At 70.6% G+C, this 23,186-nt stretch carries 19 protein-coding genes and 2 tRNA genes; 7 read left to right on the top strand and 14 right to left on the bottom strand.

The genetic code is table 11. The features are described 5' to 3' along the window. Position 1 precedes the first annotated feature (1 nt). A complete protein-coding gene (locus ACGFIW_RS32075) occupies positions 2-769 on the bottom strand; it encodes an SGNH/GDSL hydrolase family protein (protein WP_393323852.1) in 768 nt (255 codons plus the stop codon). A 267-nt stretch (positions 770-1,036) separates the two neighbouring features. On the opposite strand from ACGFIW_RS32075, the gene ACGFIW_RS32070 reads away from it, so the two are divergent. The 6 genes from ACGFIW_RS32070 to ACGFIW_RS32045 all read left to right on the top strand — a co-directional run bounded on the left by ACGFIW_RS32070 (position 1,037) and on the right by ACGFIW_RS32045 (position 6,650). After that, entirely contained in the window at positions 1,037-2,131 is a 1,095-nt protein-coding gene (locus tag ACGFIW_RS32070; RefSeq protein WP_393323849.1) for a transporter substrate-binding domain-containing protein, read from the top strand. Continuing rightward, positions 2,017-3,186 carry a hypothetical protein gene (locus ACGFIW_RS32065; RefSeq protein WP_393324053.1) on the top strand — a complete coding sequence of 390 codons (1,170 nt, stop codon included), beginning with the start codon at positions 2,017-2,019 and terminating at the stop codon, positions 3,184-3,186. Before ACGFIW_RS32070 ends, ACGFIW_RS32065 begins: the two co-directional genes overlap by 115 nt. Positions 3,187-3,250: 64 nt before the next feature. After that, complete coding sequence (locus tag ACGFIW_RS32060; RefSeq protein ID WP_393323846.1) at positions 3,251-5,020, top strand: proline--tRNA ligase; 1,770 nt, start codon at positions 3,251-3,253, stop codon at positions 5,018-5,020. 57 nt (positions 5,021-5,077) lie between these two features. Further along, positions 5,078-5,503, top strand: coding sequence for a CBS domain-containing protein (locus ACGFIW_RS32055; RefSeq protein ID WP_357410435.1), 426 nt, complete (start codon positions 5,078-5,080; stop codon positions 5,501-5,503). A gap of 62 nt (positions 5,504-5,565) precedes the next feature. Then, a complete protein-coding gene (locus ACGFIW_RS32050; protein WP_393323842.1) occupies positions 5,566-5,994 on the top strand; it encodes a SufE family protein in 429 nt (142 codons plus the stop codon). Between the two features lie 20 nt (positions 5,995-6,014). Beyond that, a complete protein-coding gene (locus ACGFIW_RS32045) occupies positions 6,015-6,650 on the top strand; it encodes a DsbA family protein (RefSeq protein WP_393323839.1) in 636 nt (211 codons plus the stop codon). A gap of 68 nt (positions 6,651-6,718) precedes the next feature. Here the strand turns inward: ACGFIW_RS32045 and ACGFIW_RS32040 are convergent, their stop codons facing one another. The 5 genes from ACGFIW_RS32040 to ACGFIW_RS32020 form a co-directional block, all read right to left on the bottom strand. Next, positions 6,719-7,267: a YbaK/EbsC family protein gene (locus ACGFIW_RS32040; RefSeq protein ID WP_393323836.1), complete on the bottom strand. Its 549-nt coding sequence runs from the start codon at positions 7,265-7,267 to the stop codon at positions 6,719-6,721. Between the two features lie 95 nt (positions 7,268-7,362). Continuing rightward, positions 7,363-7,557, bottom strand: coding sequence for a hypothetical protein (locus tag ACGFIW_RS32035; RefSeq protein ID WP_282263502.1), 195 nt, complete (start codon positions 7,555-7,557; stop codon positions 7,363-7,365). 76 nt (positions 7,558-7,633) lie between these two features. After that, the gene (locus ACGFIW_RS32030) at positions 7,634-8,287 is read right to left on the bottom strand and encodes a GAP family protein (protein WP_393323833.1); all 654 of its coding nucleotides are present in this window, start codon (positions 8,285-8,287) and stop codon (positions 7,634-7,636) included. Positions 8,288-8,338: 51 nt separating this feature from the next. Further along, a complete protein-coding gene (locus ACGFIW_RS32025; protein WP_393323830.1) occupies positions 8,339-9,727 on the bottom strand; it encodes an MFS transporter in 1,389 nt (462 codons plus the stop codon). Positions 9,728-9,785: 58 nt separating this feature from the next. Further along, positions 9,786-10,046 carry a hypothetical protein gene (locus tag ACGFIW_RS32020; RefSeq protein ID WP_393323828.1) on the bottom strand — a complete coding sequence of 87 codons (261 nt, stop codon included), beginning with the start codon at positions 10,044-10,046 and terminating at the stop codon, positions 9,786-9,788. 218 nt (positions 10,047-10,264) lie between these two features. Here ACGFIW_RS32020 and ACGFIW_RS32015 point away from each other — a divergent pair, with 218 nt between their 5' ends. Further along, positions 10,265-14,707: an HAD-IC family P-type ATPase gene (locus ACGFIW_RS32015; RefSeq protein ID WP_393323825.1), complete on the top strand. Its 4,443-nt coding sequence runs from the start codon at positions 10,265-10,267 to the stop codon at positions 14,705-14,707. 40 nt (positions 14,708-14,747) lie between these two features. Here ACGFIW_RS32015 and ACGFIW_RS32010 read toward each other — a convergent pair whose 3' ends face one another. The 8 genes from ACGFIW_RS32010 to gyrA all read right to left on the bottom strand — a co-directional run bounded on the left by ACGFIW_RS32010 (position 14,748) and on the right by gyrA (position 22,962). Then, entirely contained in the window at positions 14,748-15,122 is a 375-nt protein-coding gene (locus ACGFIW_RS32010; RefSeq protein ID WP_393323822.1) for a YciI family protein, read from the bottom strand. A gap of 104 nt (positions 15,123-15,226) precedes the next feature. Beyond that, positions 15,227-15,688 (bottom strand): hypothetical protein, encoded by a 462-nt coding sequence (locus ACGFIW_RS32005; RefSeq protein ID WP_393323819.1) that lies wholly within the window; start codon positions 15,686-15,688, stop codon positions 15,227-15,229. A gap of 7 nt (positions 15,689-15,695) precedes the next feature. Further along, a complete protein-coding gene (locus tag ACGFIW_RS32000) occupies positions 15,696-17,318 on the bottom strand; it encodes a pentapeptide repeat-containing protein (RefSeq protein ID WP_393323816.1) in 1,623 nt (540 codons plus the stop codon). Between the two features lie 433 nt (positions 17,319-17,751). After that, positions 17,752-17,827: transfer RNA gene (locus ACGFIW_RS31995), tRNA-Ala, on the bottom strand. 42 nt (positions 17,828-17,869) lie between these two features. After that, on the bottom strand, positions 17,870-17,998 hold the full coding sequence (locus tag ACGFIW_RS31990; protein ID WP_393323813.1) for a DLW-39 family protein: 129 nt from the start codon (positions 17,996-17,998) through the stop codon (positions 17,870-17,872). A gap of 44 nt (positions 17,999-18,042) precedes the next feature. Next, positions 18,043-18,116, bottom strand: a tRNA-Ile gene (locus ACGFIW_RS31985). A gap of 150 nt (positions 18,117-18,266) precedes the next feature. Further along, positions 18,267-19,175, bottom strand: a complete 909-nt coding sequence (locus ACGFIW_RS31980) for a DUF3566 domain-containing protein (RefSeq protein ID WP_393323810.1) — start codon at positions 19,173-19,175, stop codon at positions 18,267-18,269. 4 nt (positions 19,176-19,179) lie between these two features. After that, a complete protein-coding gene (gyrA, locus tag ACGFIW_RS31975; RefSeq protein ID WP_393323807.1) occupies positions 19,180-22,962 on the bottom strand; it encodes an intein-containing DNA gyrase subunit A in 3,783 nt (1,260 codons plus the stop codon). Between the last annotated feature and the right edge of the window lie 224 nt (positions 22,963-23,186).

Here is a 23,186-nt window from a genome sequence, read left to right as displayed (position 1 = left end):
ATCAGTCGACGAGCGGCCCGAGCAGCGGACGTTTCGCCGTCACGGTGTCACCGGACGACCGTCCGGTGAGCCGCCGCTTCACCCAGGGTGCGAGGTGCCGACCGGCCCACCGCACGTCGGCGGCACGGGCAGCCAACCACGGCGACGGCGCCGGGTGCGGCGGGACCATCAGCCACTCCTCGTCGCACCCGACCCCGAGCGCGTTCAGCACCTGCCCCGCGACCCGCCGGTGCCCGGCCGGGGAGAGGTGCAACCGGTCGGTGCTCCAGAGCATCGGGTTGAGGAAGGTGTCGTCGGCGTACAGGTCGACCATGATGGCGCCGTGCCGCTCGGCGGTCTCGCCCACGGCCTGGTTGAGCAACTGCACCCGGGGGGCGACGAGGCGCTGACCGGGCAGTCGGGCCATCACGTCGGCGAACCGGAAGAGCAGCACGTCCGCGCCGCCCGAACGCAGTTGCCGGACCACCTCGTCGAAGCGGGCCACCAACGTGTCCGGATCGAAGGTGCGGCGCAGCACGTCGTTGCCGCCGGCCGCGAAGCTGATCAGGTCGGGCTTCATCGCCACCGCCGACGGCACCTGCTCGGCAACGACGCTGGGAAAGAGCCGGCCCCGGATGGCCAGGTTCGCGTACCGGAAGTCGGGGCCCGTCTCGGCGGCGAGCCGGGTCGCCACCAGGTCCGCCCAGCCCCGGAAGGTGCCGTCCGGGTACGCGTCATCCATGCCTTCGGTGAAACTGTCCCCGACAGCGACAAAACTGCGCCAACGCACCCGCGCCCCCTCACACCGTTCGTTGCCTGCGGCGACAAGTCTGTCACCGCGGGCGCGGTGCGCAGTGCCCCGATCGGGCGACGTGGCGGAGGTCATGGGGCGACGAACCGGTTCGACCCGTCGGCTCTGTCGCCAATCCGGCTGGTCGCGGAGTGCCGTGACTCGCCCCCAGGCCCCACAATGGGGGGCCGATCGCCGGTCCGAGCAACGGGGAGGGCCTAGTTGAGCCAGGAAAGTGAGCCGAGCCCGTCGGGGTCGGCCCCTGCGGTGACCAGTTCGCCGCGCACCGCACGGGCCCGCCAGCTCCGACTCGTCGGGCTCGTCGTCGCGCTGGCCGTGCTGGCCGCCGCCCTGGTCCCGATCGTCCTCGCGACCGGCCCGCCGACCCGCGACGAGTTGCTGGAGCAGGCCGGCCTCAAGGGCAAGCAGCAACTCGTCATCGGGGTGAAGGACGACCAGCCGGGCATCTCGCAACGCCTCTCCAACAACGTGTGGAAGGGCTTCGACGTCGACATCGCCTACCTGATCGCGGGCTACCTCGGCTTCGACCACTCCCAGGTGCGCTTCGTGCCGATCGAGAGCGAGGACCGGGCGCGTCGGCAGGCCCGCGACAACGACGGGTTCGTCATCGTCGACATGGTCATCGCCTCATACAGCATCAACGACAAGCGCCGCGAGGAGGGCGCCGTCTTCTCCGCCGCGTACCTGCACACCGAGCAGTCGGTGGTGACGTTGAAGAGCTTCAAGGAGCAGGTGAGCAGCCTGGAGGATCTCCGTGGCCTGACGGTCTGCTCGCTGACCACGTCGACGTCCATCCAACGCCTCGGTGAGGCCGGGGCCAAGCCGGTGGGCCGGAACCGGATCAGTGAATGCATCCAGGAGTTGTACGACGGCAGGGTGCAGGCCGTCACCACCGACGCGGCGATCCTCGCCGGCTTCGTGACCGGCGACCAGCCGGGCGACGACGGTCAACGCTTCCCGGTGACCCTCAAGAACGTCAAACCGTTGCAGCACTGGGACATCGGCTCGTCACCGCAGGAGAAGTGGGGTGTCAACGTCGGCCCCAACCAGGCCCTGCTCGACCTGGTCGACCTCGCGCTCTACGCCTCGGCCACGGACGAGGAAAACTCGACCTGGGAGAACGCGTACAACGCCAACCTCCGTTGGCAGCAGCGATACAACCTCCCGCAGCCGGTCGCGGAGCAGCAACAACCCGAGGCGAGGAAGGTGGAGGTGCGACAGTGGCCGTGGGAGAGGACCGCGCTGCCGCCCCCGGCGTACCCCGGATCGTCACCAGCTTCGGCGAGACCGGCCGCCCGCGCCGGATGGCGGGGGCGCGGCAGGCGCAGCAGTGGCTGCTGACCCTCCTTCCCGCCTTTCCCGTCCTCCTCCTGGTGCTGCGGCTGTGGCAGCTCAGCCAACAGGACATGTCCACGATGCTGCTGCTGGTCCAGTACGTCAGCCCACTCGGCCTGCTCAGCGCCCTGCTGATCGCCCTGGTGTGGGCGTTCCCCGTCGTCGTACTCACCTTCGGGGTGCTCGGTCGACTGCTCCGGCTCAGTGCCCCTGACCGGTTCGACCTGGAACGCTCCCTCCTGGCCTCCGGGACGGCACGTACCCCCGGTTGGGTGATCACCGCAGCGGTCGCGCTGGGGGCGCTCACCTGGCAGCTCCGCTTCCTGCCGTCGTTGCTGATGCTCGCTCTCTGGCTGCTTGCGCTGCGTACGCGCTATCTGCACCCGGACCAGCCGAACCGGGTCCTCCTGGTCAGCGTGGCCCTGCCGCTGGCAGCGGCGGTCCTGGCGTACAGCGTGCTGGGCCCGGCGATCTGGACGGCGTACCAGGATCGCGAGTTGGCCACTGCCGCGCTGCTGGCGGTGCCACCCGCCGCGACCCTGCTGCTGACCGGCCCGATCCCGGGCTGGATCGCCCCGGCGCTGACCCATGGTCTGGCGTTCACTGTCGCCGCCGTGCTTCCGGTGGTGATGGGAGCGGTCTTCCTCCGGGTGCCGCTGCTGCCCACCGCCGCGGTCGAGGTGCTGCCGAGGGAGTCCGGCGTGTCGACCCCGCGGGCCCCGGCCGCGACGACACCGGCTGGCGGCGAAACGGTGCCCCCGGCCAGTGGGGCCGTCCCGCCACCGGTGGCCGACGCTGGCCGGGAGGTGGTGCTCGGCGCGCTGATCGCGGTCACCGACACGTCGACGATCATGCTGGACCGGGCCGCCACCGTGCGGTTCGTGCCGAACGGGTGGGTCGAGTCGCAGGTCCTCTGCCCCCAGCCGGCGGCGGTGCCGTACAGCCTGGTGTCGGTGCGGGGTTGGCCGGTCGAGGAGACCGCGCTGGACTGGATGATGCCCCGGCGGCTCGTGGCCGATCCGGACGTCCGCTGCGAGGGCCGACTTCCCGGCACACGCTGAGGCCCGGCGCCGCTCCTGACGAATTGGTTCGCTCGGCCGGTCGGCGCGGCTCTAGGCTGCGCGCATGCTGCTGCGCATGTCGACCCTGTTGCTGCGAACCCTGCGCGAGGACCCGGCCGACGCGGAGGTGCCGAGCCACCGGCTCCTGCTGCGCGCCGGTTACATCCGTCGCGCCGCGCCGGGCGGCTACACGTGGCTGCCGCTGGGCAAGCTGGTGCTGGACCGGATCACCGACGTGGTGCGTGGCGAGCTGTTCGCGATCGGCGACCAGGAGGTGCACTTCCCGGCGCTGCTGCCGGCCGATCCCTACCGGACCAGCGGCCGGTGGACCGAGTACGGCGACGACATCTTCACCCTCACCGACCGGCGGGGCGCCGAGCACCTGTTGGCGCCCACCCACGAGGAGATGGCGGCGCTGCTGGTCAAGGACGTGTTCACCTCGTACCGGGACTTCCCGGTGACGCTGTTCCAGGTGCAGACGAAGTTCCGCGACGAGGCGCGGCCCCGCGCCGGGCTGCTGCGCGGCCGGGAGTTCCTGATGAAGGACGCGTACTCCTTCGACCTGGACGACGCGGGGTTGCGGGACGCGTACGCCCGGCATCGCGCCGCGTACCAGCGGATCTTCGACCGGTTGGGCCTGGACTACGCGGTGGTGCACGCGATGTCCGGGGCGATGGGCGGCTCCGCGTCGGAGGAGTTCCTGGCGGCGACACCTGTCGGCGAGGACACCTTCGTCGGCTGCACCGGCTGCGCCTACGCGGCCAACACCGAGGCGGTGGTCACCCGGGCGCCGGCCGCCGGTGACCCGAGCGCGCAGCCGGCCGTCGAGGTGCACGACACTCCGGAGACCCCGACGATCGCCAGCCTTGTCGAGTTGGCGAATGTTCGCCGGTTGGGCGGTCGGGACGGCTGGATCGCCGCCGACACCCTGAAGAACGTGGTGCTGTCCGTCCGGCAACCGGGTGCCGACCGGGCCGAGCCCCTGGTGATCGGGCTTCCCGGGGATCGGGAGGTCGACCTGAAACGGGTCACCGCCGCGCTGGCGCCGGCCCAGGTGGCCGTCTTCGACGAGTGGGCCGAGCATCCGGAGCTGGTCCGCGGGTACCTCGGTCCGCAGGTGCTCGACAAGCTGGGCATCCGCTACCTTGTCGATCCCCGGGTGGTGCCCGGCTCCGCCTGGCTGACCGGGGCGAACGAGCCGGGCCGGCACGCGACAGACGTGGTCTGCGGGCGGGACTTCACACCGGACGGCACGATCGAGGCGGCCGAGGTGCGCGCCGGTGACAACTGCCCCGACTGCGCCGACGGCGAGCTGACGATCCGGCGGGGCATCGAGATCGGCCACATCTTCCAACTCGGTCGCCGGTACACCGACGCGTTCTCGGTCGACGTGCTCGGGCCGGCCGGCAAGCCGGTCCGGCCGACCATGGGCTGCTACGGCATCGGGGTGTCCCGGGCGGTCGCGGCGGTCGCCGAGCAGCACCACGACGACCGGGGGCTGGTCTGGCCGGCGGCAATCGCGCCGTGCGACGTACACCTGGTGGTCGCCGGCAAGGGCCCGCAGCTCGACGCGGCGCTGGAGCTCGGCGGGCGTCTCGACGCCGCCGGCCTGCGGGTGCTCGTCGACGACCGGACGCACATCTCGGCCGGGGTCAAGTTCACCGACGCCGAGCTGATCGGCATCCCCCGGGCCGTCGTGGTGGGCCGCCGGCTCACCGAGGGGTACGTCGAGCTGCGCGAGCGGGCCGGCGACGGGCGCACCGAGGTGCCGCTGGACGGGCTGGTGGACCTGCTCGTCCGCGAGGTACGCCAGGCACGTGGGAACCTGGTGTAGCTGCCGCGTCACGGGGTAGTGCAGTTGGATCGAGTAGAAACGTCTTCGGAGGCTCTCATGACCGGTTACCGGGTCAGTGACGTGATGACCAAGCAGGTGGTCTACCTGCCGGCCGAGACCACCCTGGACGAGGCGGCCAGGGTGATGAAGGAGGCGGACATCGGCGACGTGGTGGTCACCGACGGCGCCAGCCTCGCCGGCATGCTCACCGACCGGGACATCGTGGTGCGGGCCGTTGCGGAGAACAGCTCCCCGGCGGCCACCACCATCGGCTCGATCGTCACCCGCGAGGTGGTCATGATCGAGCAGCACTGCACGGCGGGTGAGGCGGCGACGCTCATGCGGGATCGGGGCATCCGCCGCGTGCTGGTCTGTGACAGCGACCGCAAGCTGGTCGGGATCGTCTCGCTCGGCGACCTGGCCATGCAGCTCGACCCCACAAGCGCCCTCAGCGAGATCAGCGAGCAGTCGCCGACGGTGTGACGAACGGACCGGCCGGTCGGCTTGCTCGCGGGGGCTCCGCTCGACGGCGGTAGCCTCGACGCATGGCTGACATGCCGGCCCGACTGGCCGAGATCGTCGACGAGTTCGCTGCCGCGCCGCGCGACCTGGTGCTGGAGATGCTCCTGGAGTACGCGGACGTCATCCCGGTGCTGCCGGAGGGCGCCGTCGAACGCGAGGGCATGGAGCAGGTGCCCGAGTGTCAGACGTCGTTCTTCCTGCGGGCCAAGGTGACCCCGGAGGGCACGGTGGCGACGATCTTCGACTGCCCGCCGGAGGCGCCGACCACCCGGGCGTTCGCCGGGATCCTCGCGGAAGGGTTGGCCCTGGCGAGCCCGGAGGAGGTGCTGGCCGTGCCGGACGACCTCTACCAGCGGATGGGGCTGGCGCAGGCGATCAGCCCGCTGCGGATCCGCGGCGGCACGGCGATCCTGGGTCGACTCAAGCGTCAGGTGCGGGAACAACTCGCCTGACCGCGAGGTTGGCACCGATCATGGAGATCGAGATCTACGCGGACGTCATCTGCCCGTGGTGCTACATCGGCAAGCGCCGCCTGGATGAGGCCCTCGCCAGCTATCCCGGCGAGGTGACCGTCCGCTACCGGCCGTTCCAGCTCGACCCGTCGCCGGTGCCCGAGCCCCTCCCGCTGGTGGAGGCGCTGGCCGGCAAGTTCGGCGGCCCGGAACGCGCCCGACAGATGATCGCCCACGTGACCCAGGTCGCGGCGGGTGACGGTCTTCGACTGGATTACGACCGCGCGGTGATCGCCAACACCTTCGACGCGCACCGACTGGTTTCCTGGGCCACCGACCAGGGCAGGGCGGCCGAGATGGTGGAGGCGCTCTACCAGGCGCACTTCAACCACGGGGTCGACGTCGGGTCGCGGGAGGCGCTGGCCACCCTGGCCGGCGAGATCGGCCTGGACGCGGCCGACGCACGCCGGTTCCTCGACTCCGACCTGCGGGTCGCCGACGTCGCCGCCCAACTGGCTGCCGCGCAGGGCCTGGGCATCAGCAGCGTGCCGACCTTCGTCCTGGCCGGAAAGTACGCCGTCTCCGGCGCACAGGAGGTGCAGACACTGCTCGCCGCACTCAGCGAGGTCGAGCAACGCGAGGCCGCGGCCCACTGAGCCACCGGGGCACCCGGCATCGATGATCACGATGTTTCACGTGCAACAACATCGACGCCTGCCACTGTTCAGGCTGGCCTGGCCAGCCCTTCCACCACCTGCGCACCGGGCAGCGCGCCCAACGCCGGCCCCGGCAGCGCGATCTTGCTGTGCCGTACGCCGGAGCCGATGATGACGTGCGGGGTGGCGATGACCCGGGCGTCCACCAGGATCGGCCACTGTGCCGGCAGCCCGATCGGGGTGATGCCGCCGTACTCCATCCCGGTCAACTCGACCGCGTCGGTCATCGGGGCGAAGCTCGCCTTGCGGACGTCGAGCGTCCGGCGAGCCACCCCGTTCACGTCCGCCCTGGTGGTGGCCAGGACGATGCAGGCCGCGTAGCGGACCACACCCTCACGCTTGCCCGCCACCACGACACAGTTGGCCGACACGTCCAGCCCCACCTCGTACGCCGCGCAGAACGCCGCGGTGTCGGCGAGCTCCGCGTCGATCGGCGCGACCAGCACGTCGTTGACGTCCACCGGCGCGTCGGCGGGCCACTGGGCGATGGCCTCCGCCACCGGCGCGGCGAGCAAGTCGAGGCGGGTGCGGGCGGGTTCGGTCTTCAGCGTTCCCATCACGGGTGCGATCCTCGCATCCGGCACGCCGAACCGCCCGGCGGCTCCCGGGTCGTCCCGCGACACCGCCGGCCGGGGCCGGACCGATCCGGTGCTCAACTGCCGGCGAGGAAGGCGTTGTCGCGCATGAAGGAGCGGTCGCGGGCCGCCGCCAACTCCTCCTCGCGCCGGGCCCTGGCTCGTTGCAGCTCCAGGTCCTCCATGGCGTGCCGGACACCCAGCCGGATCACGCCGTAGAGGAAGACGAAACCGAAGACGTAGAGGATCACCGTGGTGACGACAACGAACATGCCGTCACCGTAAGGCGAACGTGAACCGCCGTTGCTCTCATCTCCGCCCGGTTCCCCCGTACGTGTCTGCCCCGGCTCACCCCGAACGGATCAGGTCCAACACGGTCAGCAGCGCGAAGAACGCGATCACGATCTCGTTCACGATCCAGGCGTGCCGCTCGGCCCACTCCCGCATCCGGGTCAGAGTCCGCGCCGCCCGGTCCCCGAGCAGCAGCAACGCCAGCAGCGGCAGGGCGAGCAGAAGCACGGTGAGCAGCACGAACGGCACCAGATGCCACCACGGCAGGTTGTGCCGGGCCACGCTCGCCCCGACGGCGGCCATGGTCAGGTCGTCGGTCGGTGTCAGCACGAAGAGCAACGCACCCAGTCGCAGTGCCGCACGCGGGTCGGCGTGCTCGATGCTGCCCAGCCACCTCGGCGGCCCGGACCGGTCCCGCCGTACCCACACCAGCACGGCCAGGCCGACCAGCAGGGCGAGAACCACCAGATCGATGGCCGGACCGCGATCGACCCTGCCGGCAACGGCACTCGCGTCGGCGGCCAACCCGCCCACCCAACGGGTCAACAGCCAGCTCACCGTCACTCCGGCCGTGACCACCAGGCCAGCCCCGGCGAGGAAGCCCAGCGACGCCGCCCGGGGCCGGTCCGACGAGGCGAGGAAGACCGCCACGACCAACTGGGTCCCGGCGACCATCACCACGGCGAGCGGCAGGACGGTCAGGAAGTTCATCGCCCGCCATCCTCCCGGCACCACCGGGCCGTACGCGGTCGAATCCTCGGATCATCCGCCCGGTCGCGGACTCCCGCCCACCACGACGCGGCCGGCCAACAGCGCGCCGAGCAGCGCCAGGCCCGACGTCACCGCCAGCGTCGCCGTGTAACTGGCCGGGCCCGGCGCGCTCCCCGCGGCCAGCACGGCACCGGTCAGCGCGAGCACTGTCGCCGCGAAGAGGGAGTCGCCCAGTTGCAGCGAGGAGCTGTTACGGCCCTGCTCGCCGGGTGCGGACAACTCCAGCGTGAGCACCGACAGCGACGGGTAGAGCAGCCCCATGCCGAGGCCGGCCGCCGCCCAACCGACCACCGCGACGGCCACCGGAAGCTCGGGCCGGACGGCCAGCGCCACCGTGGCGGTGCCGACCGTGATGCAGCTCAGCCCGACACGCGGCAGGGTGGCCCGGGACGCCGGCACCGGAATCCGACCCTGCAACCAGGAGCCTGCCGACCAGGCCAGCGCGCCGACCGTGAGGACCAGCCCGGCGGCGGTCGGCGAGAGACCCCGCTCCCGGGAGAGCAGCAACGGGATGACCACCTCGGCGCCGACGAAGGCCGCCGACGCCAGCCCGCGCAACCCCACCACCGTGGGTAGCCCCCGGGCCGCCCGCAGAAACCCGGCCGGCAGCAGGCGCGGGGCACAGACCAACAGGCCGACCACGGCGAGCACGATGAGCGAGAGGGCGGTGGCACCGCGCTGCTGACCCCCGATGTGCAGCAGAGCGGCGCTCACCGCCGCCCCGCACGCCCAACCGATCCGGGCCATCGCGCCGGCTGGCGGTCGGGCCGTCACGCTCCGCCCCAGCGACCGCAGACCGGGGTGGATCAGCAACACCGCCGGCACCGCCACTGCCGGCACCGCGAGGAAAACCCAGCGCCACCCCAGGTGCTCCACGATCAGACCGGCCACCGCGGGACCCACGAGCGACGGTACGACCCACGCCGCCGCGAACGCGGCGAAGATCCGCCTGTGCAGTTCCTGCGGGTACGCCTGCCCGACGATCACGTAGAGCGCCACCGACAGCAGCCCGGAGCCGAACCCCTGCACCACCCGCCCGACGACAAGCACACTCATCACGGGGGCGGTCCCGGCGATCAGCAACCCCACCACGAACCAGGCGACCCCGTGCCACATCGGCCCCCGAGGTCCCCGGGCGTCACACCAGATGCCGGACACCACCATGGCCAGCACGCCGGTGGCGAACGGACCACCGAACGCGATCCCGTACAGCGCGAGCCCGTCCAGGTGGTGGGCCACGGTCGGCATCGCCGTACCGACCGCCAACGCCTCGAACGCCAACAACGAGATCAACGCGACGCTGCCCACCGTCATCGCCCGCAACCGGGGCGCGAACAGCCCCGGTGCGGTCGGTGTGGTGGTGGCGATTGTGCTCGGCATGACCCGAGCATGCGACTTCAACCCGGATTCAGGTCAATCGCCGGTGACCCGGCTCTCGTCAGGCGTCCTGGAGCGCCTGCCCGGCCCCGCGCACCAGTCCCGACAGGTGTTGGTCCGCCAGCAGGTGACCGGCGGTGACCACCAGAGCGATCGGCCACTCGATGACCTGGAGTGCGGCAAGCACACCCAGCCCCGCGTAGTAGGCGACCTTGTCCGGTGGCGGCACCGCCACCTCGCCCACCATCGGTAACGCCACCCGCCGGGTGTACATCCGAACGTTCTCGTGCGAACCGTTGAGATGTCGCGTCAGCGTGCTCATGCCGGCCTCCCCATGTCCGGTGATGGTCGTCGGATTCCACGGCCCACCCCGTCCATGCGCCGGCGGCGGCGAAAAGTTCCACCATCGGAGGGGCATAACGGACGGCAGGTCGGGAAGCCAGGCCGCCGGACGTGAGCGCGGTGGGAGGACGACATGGGCAAGGTCAGGACCAGCAGCAACAGGGAGTCGGGCCAGCGTCCGTCCAGCCGTACGCCTCGATGACGGCGGCGGGTCGCGCAGCCAGCCGCATCCTGCCGTCCTTCGGCATGCCGCACCTGGTCGGCGAGGCGTCCCGGACCGTCGGCTCGGCCGCGACCCGGCTCGCCCGCACGGCCGGGCTGACGCGGCGTCGGGTCTGGTCCCGACCGGGCCGACACCACATCGAGGTGCACGGCGTCTGCCAGGACGGCGGAAACAAACTGGCACGTCAGGTGGAGGGCGCGCTGGAACGTCTGCCCGGTGTGGCGTGGGCACGGGTCAACGCCCCCTCCGGGCGGGTGGTGGTTGCCGTGCAGGCCCCCGAGCCGGCACTGCGCGACCTGATCGCCACGATCAGCCGAATCGAACAGACCTGCGACCACGAACCCGACCCGGAGATTCCGCCGCCGCACCCACCGGAGGAGGGGCCGCGAACCCCCCGTACCCTCGGCGCACTCGCCTCGGACGCGCTGGGCCTGACCATCTCGGCGGCAACCCGGATCCTGCCGTTCGCGCCGCTGCCCGGCGAGGTGGCCGGCCTACTCTCCGCGGTTGACCTCCAGCCGAAGCTGCACGAGTTCATCGGCAGACGGCTGCGCTCCGACCCCCGCGCCGACCTCCTCTTTCCCCTGGCCGAAGCGGTGGCGCAGGGCCTGACCGGCCGGTGGACCGGAATCGCCCTGGACGGCGCCCAACGGCTGGTGCAGTGGGGCGAGGCGCGGGCCCAGCTCGCAGCCTGGGAACGGGCCGAGCCACGACTGACCGGCGACCCGGAACGAGCCACCGCCCGCTGGCCGGTCGTCGAGCGTCCCCGGCCCAAGCCGGACGGCCCGGTCGAGCGGTACGTCAACCGCATGCTCGCCGCGGGAGCGGCCACGGGTGTGGCGGCAATGCCGTTCGCCGGGCCGAAACGGGCCGCCGCGCTGGGCCTGTCCACCCTGCCGAAGGCTCCCGGCAGTGGACGTGAGGGATACGCCGCCCAACTCGGCCGGATGCTGGCCCGGCGCGGAGTGATCGCCATGGACCGCAGCGTGCTGCGGGAGCTGGACCGGATAGACACGCTCGTGCTGGACGCCGCCGTGCTCGGCTCGGACCGGGGCGTACTCGCTGATCTGGCACCGGCCCCCGGCGCCGACGTCGACCAGGTGGCGGAGCGGGCCTTCGCGCTGTTCGACCCGGACGACCCGGCCGCTTCACGCACGGCGGACGGCTGGCGGCTCGGACCGCTGGACCGGCTGCCCAACAGCGACCCGAACGCCATCCCGGACGGCGACCGGCTGCGATCCGCCGGCGGACAGCTACTCGGCCTCGCCCACGGCGACCGACTCGCCGCCCTGCTGCGGGTCGAGCCGGAACCCGCGCCCGGCGTCGACGGCCTCCCGGCCGCCGCCCGGCACGCTGGCCTGCGGCTGGTGGTGGCCGGCGGCGACGAGCAGCGGTACGGCTTCGCCGATGCGATGCTGCCCGGCGGAGACCAGTTGACCGAGTCGGTACGCGCGTTGCAGCGCGACGGCGCGGTGGTGATGCTGGTCTCGGCGGACCGCAGGGCGCTCGGCGCGTCCGACTGCGGTCTGGGGCTCGCCGCACCGGAGGCGCTGCCGCCGTGGGGCGCACACCTGCTGGTGGGTGTCGACCTGCGGGTGGTGGCGCTGGTGGTCGAGGCGACCGGGGTGGCCCGGCGGACGGCTCAGCAGAACATCCGGCTGGCCATGGCCGGCACCGGCCTCGGGGCGTTGGGGGCGTTCACCGCTCCGCCGACCCAACTGCCGCACAAGGCGCTCGTCGCGGTCAACGGCGCGGCCGGGATGGCCTTCGCGAACGGGGTCTGGCAGGCCGGCCGGTTACACGACACGTCGGACACCCCGGCACCCGTGACGACCGCCTGGCACCTCATGCCGGTCAGCACCGTGCTGGATCACCTGCGCACCACCCCGGAGGGGTTGGCCAGCGCGGAGGCGCAACGCCGGCAGGACGGCTCGGGTCGCGACAGCCAGGCCGCACCGGGACGTGGCGGTCTGCTGCGCGCCTTCGTGGACGAGTTGTCCAACCCGCTGACCCCGGTGCTGGCCGCCGGGGCGGTGCTCTCCGCGTCGTTCGGCTCGCTCGTCGACGCCGCACTCGTGGGCAGCGTGGTCGGTGGGTCCGCCCTGATCGGCGCGGTGCACGAACGCAACACGGAACGCTCGCTGGCGGAGCTGCTGTCCCGCTCGGCGGTGACCGCACGGGTCCGCCGGGACGGCGCCGAGCGGGTTCTCGCCGCCGAGGACCTGGTCCTCGGTGACGTTCTCGCCCTGGAGCCGGGCGACTCGGTACCCGCCGACTGCCGCGTACTGGAGGCGGTGGGCCTGGAGGCGGACGAATCGTCACTGACCGGCGAATCGCTGCCGGTCGCCAAGTCCCACCGACCGGTGGTCGCCGCCGCCATCGCCGACCGACACTCCATGCTCTACGAGGGCACCACCGTGGCCGCCGGGCACGGCACCGCCGTGGTGGTGGCGACCGGATCGGACACCGAAGCCGGCCGCAGTTTGGCGCTTGTGCGACAGGCACCACCGACAAGCGGGGTGGAAGCCCGGCTCAGCTCGTTGACAAGCGCCGCCATCCCGTTGGCCGCCGGTTCGGCGGTGGCGGTGGCCGGCGCGGGCCTGCTTCGGGGCGTACCCCTTGCCGAAACGGCGGCGACCGCCGCGAACCTCGCCGTGGCGTCGGTGCCGGAGGGGCTGCCGTTCCTGGTCAGCGCGGCGCAGTTGGCCGCCGCCCGGCGGCTCGCCGAGCACGGCGCGTTGGTGCGCAACCCGCGCACCATCGAGGCGCTGGGTCGGGTGGACGTGCTCTGCTTCGACAAGACCGGCACCCTCACCGAGGGCCAACTGCTGCTCGCCGGGGTCGGCGACGGCGTGGGCGACCGGTACGCCCCGGTGGACCGGCTGGACGACCGACTCCGGTTGACGCTTGCCACTGCCCTGCGCGCCACCCCCGCCGCCGCCAACCCGGAGGAGTTGGCGTTGCAGACCGACCGGGCGGTCCGGCGGGGTGCCGGCCTGGCCGGGGTGGTGGAGCAGACCGGTGCCGCCGGGTGGCGGGCTGCGGGTGGGCTGCCGTTCGAGCCGTCCCGCGGCTATCACGCGAGCATCGGAGAGACCGACGGTCACCTGGTGCTGAGTGTCAAGGGTGCCCCGGAGACGGTGCTGCCGCGCTGTTCGGCCCGGCGCACCGACGGCAGCCAGGAGCCACTCGACGACGCCGGCCGTGCGGAGCTGGAGCGGCTGCTCGCCGACCGGGCCGGCGCGGGCAACCGGATCCTGGCCGTCGCAGAGTGCCAGGTCGACGACCCGAAGGTGACCGATGCCGACGTCCGAGGGCTGACCTTCGTCGGTTTCCTGGCCCTCGCGGACGGGGTCCGGGAGAGCGCCGCCCCGGCGGTACGACGGATCCGACAGGCCGGCGTGCACACCATCATGATCACCGGTGATCACCCGGCCACCGCCGAGGCCATCGCGGCCACCATCAGCGAGCACGACGAACAACGGGTGGTCACCGCCGGTGAACTCGACAAACTCGACGACGACGCGCTCGCCGAGCGGTTGGCCAACACCGACGTGGTGGCCCGCTGCACCCCCGCGCACAAGGTACGGATCATCCAGGCGTTGCAGAAGTGCGGGCGAACCGTCGCGATGACCGGTGACGGCGCCAACGACGCCCCGGCGATCCGGCTGGCCGACGTGGGCATCGCCCTCGGCCAACGGGGCACCCCGGCGGCACGGGCCGCAGCCGACCTGGTGGTCACCGACGACCGGTTGGAGACCATCATCGCCACCCTGGTCGAGGGCCGGGCGATGTGGTCCTCGGTGCGGCACGCGCTCAGCATCCTGGTCGGCGGCAACCTCGGCGAGATCGCCTTCAGTGTGCTGACCGCCGCCGCGACCGGCCGCTCCGCGCTCACCGGCCGACAACTGCTGCTGGTCAACCTGCTCACCGACCTGGCACCGGCACTTGCCATCGCGGTCCGGCCACCCGCGTCGGATCGCACCGACACGCTCCTGCGGGAGGGCCCCGACGCGGCGCTCGGCGAGAGTCTCACCAGGGAGATCGGGCTACGGGCGGCGGCGACCACGCTGGGCGCGACCGCGGGCTGGACGTTGGCCCGCTACACCGGACGCCGCCAACGCGCCGGCACCGTCGCCCTGGTCTCCCTGGTCGGCACCCAACTCGGCCAGACCATCCTGGCCGGCGGCACCAGCCCGACCGTGCTGGCGTCCACAGCGGCGTCACTGGGCGTGCTCGTCGTGGTCGTGCAGACGCCCGGGGTGAGCCAGTTCTTCGGCTGCACCCCGCTCGGGCCGGTCGGCTGGACCATCGGGGCCGGGTCGGCGCTCGGCGCGACCTTCGCCAACGGCGCGCTCACCAGGCTGATGGAACACGTGCCCCAGGCCCGACCGGACACCGCGCCCACCGACAGCTGAACCGCATGCGCACGGCCGCATGGTCACCGGCGTACTGATCTCACCCCCGACTGTCCGCCTCGCGGAGCAGCGCGTCTGTCTCGGAGTCGGACATCAGCTCCCGGACCTCCTGCGGGCAGCGGCAGGCGTCGGCGAGCTTGGCAGCCCACGTCAGCGCCTCATCTCGCGTGGCGACGTCGACGACCGAGAACCCGCCAATGACCTCCCTGGTCTCCGGGAAAGGGCCGTCGGTGACCGTTCCGTTCATGGCCACGACGCTCGCCTGCTGCCTTTCGAGCCCGCCGCCGTACACCCACACGCCGGCGTTCACGGCCTCCTGGACCACCGCCTGCACGGCCTTACCCACGTCGGGCATCTCCCCGCCGGGGATGTGGTCCATCGCGCCGTCATTGAACGAGATCAGGTACTCCGTCATCGATGACTCCCTTGTCCCGGGGGGCTTCTCCGGCCACCCTCGCCTGTTCTACGAACGACTCATCGCGGATTCGACATCTCGGCTCGCTTACGCTGGCGAGGATTTCAGCCCTCCCGCACCAGGCGATACAACTCCCGGCGCAACACCGGCCAGTCGTCGGCGACCGCGTACCGCACGGCGTTCAACGCTTCGACGGCCGCTACTCCCTTGCCCGTCGCCGCGTACAGGGCGTGGACGGCACTGGAGCAGGTTCGCAGGTCGGTGCCCTGCGCCCTGAGGTGGCCGATCCTCGACCGGGTCTCCTCAGCCAGGGTCAGGCCCCGCTCGACGGCCTCCACCGCCTGCCTCACCAACTCGTCGTCGCCGAACCTGAACCGCGTCGTCACCGCCCGCACCGCAAGCGCCAACGCCGCCCGCCGCACCCGCTCCGGCGCGGCCCGCAGTCGCGCGTCGAGATCGGGCTCGTCGTGGCCAAAGCTCGACGGCGGCCTCGGGTCCGGCCGAATCGAGCCAAGCCGCACCGTCACCCACGGCCCGGCCTCCGGATCTGCCCCCTCGTCGCTCAACCGCCACTCAGTCCCCAGCCATTCCGGAACCTGCGGCCCCCGCCGGAGGCGCTTCGTCGTCCGATCGCTCACCAACGGCAAGGCCGCCCACAATTTGTGGACCTCCGTATTCGCTCCGGCGGAGCGTCGCCCCATCGAAGAAGGGGTCGCCGCTGAACGACGCGCCATCGAAGAAGGCGTCGCCGTTGAACGACGCCAAGCCGAACCCGGCGTCGCCGTTGAACGTGGCATTCTCGAACCAGGCGTCGCCGTTGAACGTCACCCTCACCAACAGGGCGTCGCCGTTGAACGTCGCTTTCACCAACAGGGCGTCGCCGTTGAACGTCGCCCCGTTGAACGTGACGCCGCCGTTGAACGTCGCCTTCTCGAACCCGGCGCCGCCGCAAAATGTCGCCCCGTCGAACGTGACGCCGGCGCTGAACGTCGCACCGCTGAACGTCGCGCCGCCGCCGAACGTCGCACGGCCAAACAGGGCGACGCTGCGGAACGTCGCACCGATAAACACGGCGCCGCCGCGGAACGTCGCACCGCCGAACACAGCGCCGCCGCGGAACGTCGCACCGCCGAACACAGCGCTGCCACGGAACGTCGCACCACCAAACACGGCGCTCCCGCTGAACGTCGCCCTGTTGAACTCGGCTCGGCCGATGAACGTCACCCTGCCGAAGGTGGCATTGTGGAGATGACACTCCGTGAAGTCGGCGTCTATGAGGGTTGCCTCGGTGAGGTCCAGGACGATCCTTGGCCCCCAGTAGCTGGGGTTGGCGGCTTCGTTCTCGGTACCGGGTCGGAGGTGTCGGGCGAGGATGCGTTGGGCAGCGAGGCGAACCTGATGTTCCTCGCGGGCACCGGTGGCTGGTTCGCCGGCATCGTCGGTGTCGGCTGTCTGCACCTGCGAACCAGGTCCGGTTGACGTTTCCCCTGCTGGGGACGGGTGGTCGGTGCCGGGCGCGGAATGATCGTCAGGTGGGGTGTAGGGCATGCGCAGATAGGCACAGATGACCTCGACGATGCTCTGCCGGTGGACCGGGTTGTCCTGAGCTAGGCGTTCCAGGGCGTACAAGCCGGCGAGGCGCACCGGGGCCTTGTCGGCGCCGAGCTGGTCGGCAGCTTTGACATACAGCTCGGTGACCCTCTTCTCGCCAGCGTCGTACTCGGTGGCCTGCTGGGTACGCTCTGCCAGCTGCTGCCGGCGAACCGCCAGCAGCAGTGCAAAAGCACCGGTGACGGCGGCTCCGATGGTCAGACCGGTCCGGATGCTGTCCACCCGCAACCTTGCCCGCTGCACCTGGTCACCAGCCGCGGGCAGAGTGTTCTGCAACCAGAGCACCGCCGCCCCGGTGACGACTGCCACGACAACCGCTCCGACCAGGATCATCCACGAGTGCAATGGCTGCATCTGCCGGTCCGGTGGCGTCGGTGCCGCCGAAGCCTGGTGACTTTCCTGGTTGGTCCGCCACCACAGCCGTGCGCCCAAGAGCAACAGCGCCAGACTCACTGTGGCCGGCAGTAGCACCGACCACCCAGAGGCCAGAACACGCCACCACGATGCGGGAACCTGGGCCAGCAGTACGCCGAGTAACCCCGCCGCACCGACAGCGATCAGGAGAAGACTCAGACGTCTCGTCACACTGAAATCATGCCCGTACAAGGCAATCAACCCCGTGCTCGTAGCGGGGCGCCGATCCGGCGGGTGTGCTCCTGGCGTGGCCAGCGCTCCTGACATTCCCTGAGGCTTGTCCCGAAGCGGCGGCAGTTCCAGGTGCTCGTCAACGCTGGCGGCCCACCTCCGGCCGCTTCACTGGCTTCCTCGGGCCCCGCCGTGTGCGCCGGGCCGCAGGCCCAGCGTCTGCTTCGACACAGAACGGTGCGCATCACGTTTGAGAGGCTCGTGTAATGGCTGCCGAAGCGAGACCGGCTCAGCGGCATCATTGGCTCGGGCCTGGGCTCGGAGGCGAGACGTGCCAACAAGGCGACCATCGGGTCGCAGGATCATTACTGACCTGCGCCCGTCTTGCGCCCATTGATCTTGCGAGGAGGAGTCGCCTGGTCAGAGGCGATGCTGGTGGAGCCCAGGGGACTCGAACCCCTAACCCCTGCCTTGCAAAGGCAGTGCTCTGCCAGTTGAGCTAGGGCCCCGTAGACGGCCGTGACGCCGATCACTCGGCGTCGGGCCGGACCTCAGCGCAGGTCGGGCGCGGTGGTTGCCTCGTGCCAGAGTGCACGCTCGTCGTTCGATGCCTTGATCTTGTTGATCACGACGGCGGCCACGCCGACGACGCCAGCCAGAATCAGCAGCTTCTTGAACATTGGGGCGACCCCTCGTGCTCGACTAACGTCGGACGACCGTGCGGTGGGGCTAGATGGAATCGAACCATCGACCTCAGAGTTATCAGCTCTGCGCTCTAACCGACTGAGCTATAGCCCCGCGTTGCGACGAGCAAGATTAACCCATCCGCTAGGCCCGCCCCAAATCGGGGTCCGGACCGACGAGCCGGGCCGTCGACGCCTGCAAAAACTACCTGAGTACGGGACGCCGGAGCGACCGCTTTCCGCGGTGCCCCGGCGTCCCGGTCACTCAGTCCCGCTCGGCGAGCGTCAGCTCGATCCCGCCGACCAGGTCGGCGCAGACGTTGTAGACGAACGCCCCCAGCGTGGCCAGCGCGGTGAACAGCACCACGTTGACCAGACCGATCAGCGCCGAGCTGAGGATCACGCCCTTGGCGGTGATCTGGAAGCTGCTGGTGCTCTGCCCACCACCGGCGTTCACCAGGTCGCCCAGGCTGTCGTTGACGCTCTTGAACACGCCCATCGCATCCAACGCCAGGTAGAGCACCGAAGTGGCGACCACCACGACGATGAAGAGCACCACCGAGACGGCGAACGCGAACTTCATCACCGACCACGGGTCGATCCGCTTCAGGTTCAGCCGCGCCCGACGCGGCCCACGGGACGCCGCCGAGCTGACCGACGTACGCGCCGCACGCACCGCGTCACCGACCCGGGCAGCCCCGACGGCGGACGCGTTGCCGATCCCCGGCGGCAGGCCACCCCCGCTGGCCGGGCGGCCGGCAGCGGAGGTACGCGTCGCATCCGACGGCGGCTGCGTCATGCCGGGCATGATCCGCGGCTGAGTGCCGGTGGTCCCGCTCGACGCCGCCTGACCCGGCCGGACGTTGATCGGCTGGGTGGTCGCCGGACGGGCCGAAGGCGCCGCCGAACCCGGAGGTGTGGCGACGGCGGACGTCGGCGCCTCGTCACCGGACGCCTCCGTCTTGTCACCCGAACCAGCGTCTTCACTGCCCGGCTCCGGCGGGGGTGTCATGCCCGGGGCCCTCGTGAACTTCGGGGCAGGCGCGTCGGCGGGGACCGTTGCCCGGCCTACGGCCGCGCGGCCAGTCGCTGGTGTGCCGCCCTTGGCGGCCTCCTCGTCGACCGGGTTGGCCGAGGTCCCCGTGTTCCCCGACTTCGCCTGTGTCTCCGTCATTCAACTAGTCCTGTTCGTCAGGCTCGTCGGCATTGCGAGCAATCGCCACGATAGTCACGCCGTCCGGGAGGTCCATCAGCTTGACCCCCATTGTGTTCCGGTCACGCGTACGGCGTACAGGCTTCACCGGAGTCCGAATGACACCACCGTTGCTGGTGATCGCGAACAGCTCGTCGTCCGGATCGATCACCACCGCGCCAACCAGACCACCGCGCCGTTCGGTGATCTTCGCAGTCAACACGCCCTTACCTCCCCGGCCCTGCACCGGGTATTCCTCGATCGGGGTCCGCTTCGCGTATCCCCCGTTCGTGGCCACCAGAACGTCCAGCCCCTCCCGCACGACCTCCATGGCGAGCAGGACGTCGTCGTCCGTGAAGCGCATGCCGATCACACCCGAGGTGGCCCGACCCATCGGCCGCAACGCCTCGTCCGAGGCGTTGAACCGGATCGCCTGTGCCTTCTTCGAGACCAGCAGCAGGTCGTTCTCCGGCGCAACCAGCGCAGCACCGACCAGCTCGTCCTCATCGCGCAGGTTGATCGCGATGATGCCGCCGGAACGGTTGGAGTCGAACTCCTCGAGCCGCGTCTTCTTCACCAGGCCGTTCTTCGTGGCCAGTACCAGATAGGGGGCTACCTGGTAGTTCGGGATCTCAATGATCTGCGCTATCTGCTCGTCGGGTAGGAAGGCGAGCAGGTTGGCCACGTGTTGGCCCTTGGCTACCCTACTGGCCTCCGGCAACTCGTACGCCTTGGCCCGGTACACCCGGCCCTTGTTCGTCAGGAACAGGATCCAGTCGTGGGTCGAGCAGACGAAGAAGTGGCTGACGATGTCGTCCTGCCGCAGCGTAGCGCCACTGACGCCCTTACCCCCGCGTCGCTGCGAGCGGTAGAGGTCGACCTTGGTCCGCTTGGCGTACCCGGTCCGGGTGATCGTGACGACCACGTCCTCGCGGGCGATGAGGTCCTCCATCGAGACCTCACCGTCGAACGGAATGATCTGCGTCCGCCGGTCGTCACCCCACTTGGCGACGATCTCACCAAGCTCCTCGGAGACGATCTTCCGCTGCCGTTCCGGCTTGGCCAGGATGTCCTTGAGGTCGGCGATCTCGATCTCGAGCTTGGCCAGATCGTCCACGATCCGCTGCCGCTCCAGGGCGGCCAGGCGACGCAGCTGCATGTCCAGGATCGCGGTCGCCTGGATCTCGTCGATGTCGAGCAGCCGGATCAGGCCCTGCCGGGCGTCGTCCACGGTCGGCGACCGCCGGATCAGCGCGATCACCTCGTCCAGCGCGTCCAGCGCCTTGCCCAGACCGCGCAGGATGTGCGCCCGCTCCTCGGCCTTGCGCAACCGGAACGCGGTCCGCCGGCGGATCACGTCGATCTGGTGCTCGACGTAGTAGCGGATGAACTGCGCCAGGTTGAGCGTGCGCGGCACCCCGTCGACCAGGGCCAGCATGTTGGCGCCGAAGGTCTCCTGGAGCTGGGTGTGCTTGTAGAGGTTGTTCAGCACGACCTTCGCGACCGCGTCGCGCTTGAGCACCAGCACGATCCGCATGCCGGTACGCCCGGAGGACTCGTCGCGGATGTCCGCGATCCCGGCGAGCTTGCCCTCCTTGATCAGCTCGGCGATCCGCTCCGCGAGGTTGTCCGGGTTGACCTGGTAGGGCAGCTCGCTGACGACCAGGCAGGGGCGACCCCGCTTGTCCTCCTCGACCTCCACCACGGCACGCATCCGGATCGACCCGCGACCGGTGCGGTACGCGTCCTGAATAGCGGTGGTGCCGACGATCAGGCCGTGGGTCGGGAAGTCCGGGCCCTTGACGATGCCGAGCAGGGCCTCGAGGGTGGTCTCCTCGTCCTCCTCCGGGTGCTCCAGGCACCACTGCACCGCCGCGCCGATCTCCCGCAGGTTGTGCGGCGGAATCTTGGTGGCCATGCCGACCGCGATGCCCTCGGAGCCGTTCACCAACAGGTTCGGGATCCGCGACGGCAGGATCGTGGGCTCCTTGGCCCGACCGTCGTAGTTGTCCTGGAGGTCGACGGTGTCCTCGTCGATGTCCCGCAGCATCTCCATGGCGAGCGGATCGAGCTTGCACTCGGTGTTGTGGCTGACGAACCCGTCCGAGACGAACGAGTGGTCCTCGGTGTCGACCCGGACGCTGTAGACCGACTGCACGCCGGCGTCCGTGATCTGTGCCACCTCGGCGTAGTAGAACCGTCCGTCGACCAGCGGCTCCACCACGTCCAGGATCCCGGGCTCGGTGATCCGGGCCGCGATCTCGTCGCGGTCCCGCTCCCACCGCTCGACCCGGTCCACGTTGTGCCGACGCAGCCAGTCCTGCTCGGTCCAGCGCGTCGCCCCGTGCGCACGGATGAAGTCGGCGACGAGCGGCACGTGGTCGCTGGAGAGCGCGGTGCTGCTCGCCGGCACCTGGGCCAGCTCCGCCTCCAGCTTGGCCTGCTTACGACCGAGGAAGCCGACGTGCGCGGCGAAGATCCGGGCGTCGCGGCGGTTGGTCACCACGACCTTGGTCTCGCCGTCGTCGTAGCGGGTCTGCCGGCTGATCACACCGAACTCCAGCAGCAACTGCTGGACCTCGGCCGCCAGCCGCTCACTACGTGTCGAGTACGAGATTTGGATGGTCTTGCGCGGCAGCAGCGAGGACGAGCCGTCGCCCTCGAAGAGCGCCTGGAGGAAGGCCCGCTTGACCGCGGCCGGCCCCTGCCAGACAAACTCGGGAACGAACTTCGCGGCGCTGCGGGCGCCGACCATGTCACCGAGGATGCTCTTGCGCAGCGCGGTGAGGTCCTGCACGTCGAGTTCGTGCAGGGTGCTGCCGGAGGCGATGACCCGTTCGCTGACGTAGCGGGGCCCGCCCACCGCAAGGTCGTAGGCCGCGAGGACGCGGACGAAGAACTCTCGGTCCACGTTGTTGAAGCCGGCACGGCCTGGCGAGACCCAGCCCTCGCTGACGAACGCACCTGCGAGGACGGCCGCCTCGACGTGCTCCAGCATCGGGTAGCCGATCTCGTCCGGCACGCTGCGCTGGAGGACCACGCGGTCGCCGGGGGAGATCTCGGCGAGCAGCTTCCACAGCAGGGTCGGCACGCCGGCCACGTCCACCAGGCAGAGCACCGGGTGGTTGTGGGTACCGGTCAGCTCGTACCCCTCGCGGGTGCGCAGCCGCAGCGTCGGGTGCTCGCCGGAGTGGAAGAACTTCGAGGCGCGGACCAGGTCGCCGTTGCGGTCGCGGACCTTCAGGTCGATGTCGGTCTCGCTGGACGGCGCGGCGTCGGCCACCACGTCCGCGATCCGCACGCTGCCATCAGCGGTACGAATGCGGACATCTCCTGATACGCAGTAACGCATAGCCGCAGCCGGATCATTACCCGGCGAGCCGAAGTTGCCGTTGCCGTCGACCAGCGGGTAGCGCAGCGACCAGGGCTGCGCCATCCGGACCAGCGCGTCGTAGATGGCCGAGTCGCCGTGCGGGTGGAACTGGCCCATCACGTCGCCGACGACCCGGGAGCACTTCACGTAGCCGCGGTCCGGACGGTAGCCGGAGTCGAACATCGCGTAGAGGATCTTGCGGTGGACCGGCTTGAGCCCGTCCCGCACGTCCGGCAGCGCACGCCCGACGATGACGCTCATCGCGTAGTCGAGGTAGGAGCGCTGCATCTCCACCTCGAGCCCGACCGGTTCGATCCGGTCGTGCGCGACCACGGCGGCGATGGCCTCGGCGGGGACCTCGGGCTCGTTAGGTGTGGACTCGGGAGAATCGGTCACTGTATACCCTTATCAGACTCAGAGTCGTTTTCGTGCTGTGGATAACCGCTGTGGATACCGGCCAAGCTGTGGATAACTCTGTGGACCGGCGGAGTGGGGGGGGCGCGCCCCGCCCCCGCCGCCCCCGAGGGGAGTTTTTAAGGTACACGGCCGGCCATGGGGTTGGGGGGTTTTAAATCCCGCGCGCGGAGGCCGGCGAAACCAAACACCCACCAAAAAAAAAA

The organism is Micromonospora sp. NPDC048935 (genome assembly GCF_043197875.1).
GTDB lineage: Bacteria > Actinomycetota > Actinomycetes > Mycobacteriales > Micromonosporaceae > Micromonospora.
This window is presented reverse-complemented; position numbering and strand designations above follow the sequence as displayed.

Coding starts and splice junctions, on each gene's coding strand:
- ACGFIW_RS32025 (WP_393323830.1), bottom strand. CDS start 9,727: ATGCCGAGCACAATCGCCACCACCACACCGACCGCACCGGGGCTGTTC.
- ACGFIW_RS32010 (WP_393323822.1), bottom strand. CDS start 15,122: ATGACGGAGTACCTGATCTCGTTCAATGACGGCGCGATGGACCACATC.
- ACGFIW_RS32060 (WP_393323846.1), top strand. CDS start 3,251: ATGCTGCTGCGCATGTCGACCCTGTTGCTGCGAACCCTGCGCGAGGAC.
- ACGFIW_RS31990 (WP_393323813.1), bottom strand. CDS start 17,998: ATGTTCAAGAAGCTGCTGATTCTGGCTGGCGTCGTCGGCGTGGCCGCC.
- ACGFIW_RS32035 (WP_282263502.1), bottom strand. CDS start 7,557: ATGTTCGTTGTCGTCACCACGGTGATCCTCTACGTCTTCGGTTTCGTC.
- ACGFIW_RS31980 (WP_393323810.1), bottom strand. CDS start 19,175: ATGACGGAGACACAGGCGAAGTCGGGGAACACGGGGACCTCGGCCAAC.
- ACGFIW_RS32015 (WP_393323825.1), top strand. CDS start 10,265: ATGACGGCGGCGGGTCGCGCAGCCAGCCGCATCCTGCCGTCCTTCGGC.
- ACGFIW_RS32030 (WP_393323833.1), bottom strand. CDS start 8,287: ATGAACTTCCTGACCGTCCTGCCGCTCGCCGTGGTGATGGTCGCCGGG.
- ACGFIW_RS32050 (WP_393323842.1), top strand. CDS start 5,566: ATGGCTGACATGCCGGCCCGACTGGCCGAGATCGTCGACGAGTTCGCT.
- ACGFIW_RS32020 (WP_393323828.1), bottom strand. CDS start 10,046: ATGAGCACGCTGACGCGACATCTCAACGGTTCGCACGAGAACGTTCGG.
- ACGFIW_RS32045 (WP_393323839.1), top strand. CDS start 6,015: ATGGAGATCGAGATCTACGCGGACGTCATCTGCCCGTGGTGCTACATC.
- ACGFIW_RS32040 (WP_393323836.1), bottom strand. CDS start 7,267: ATGGGAACGCTGAAGACCGAACCCGCCCGCACCCGCCTCGACTTGCTC.
- ACGFIW_RS32055 (WP_357410435.1), top strand. CDS start 5,078: ATGACCGGTTACCGGGTCAGTGACGTGATGACCAAGCAGGTGGTCTAC.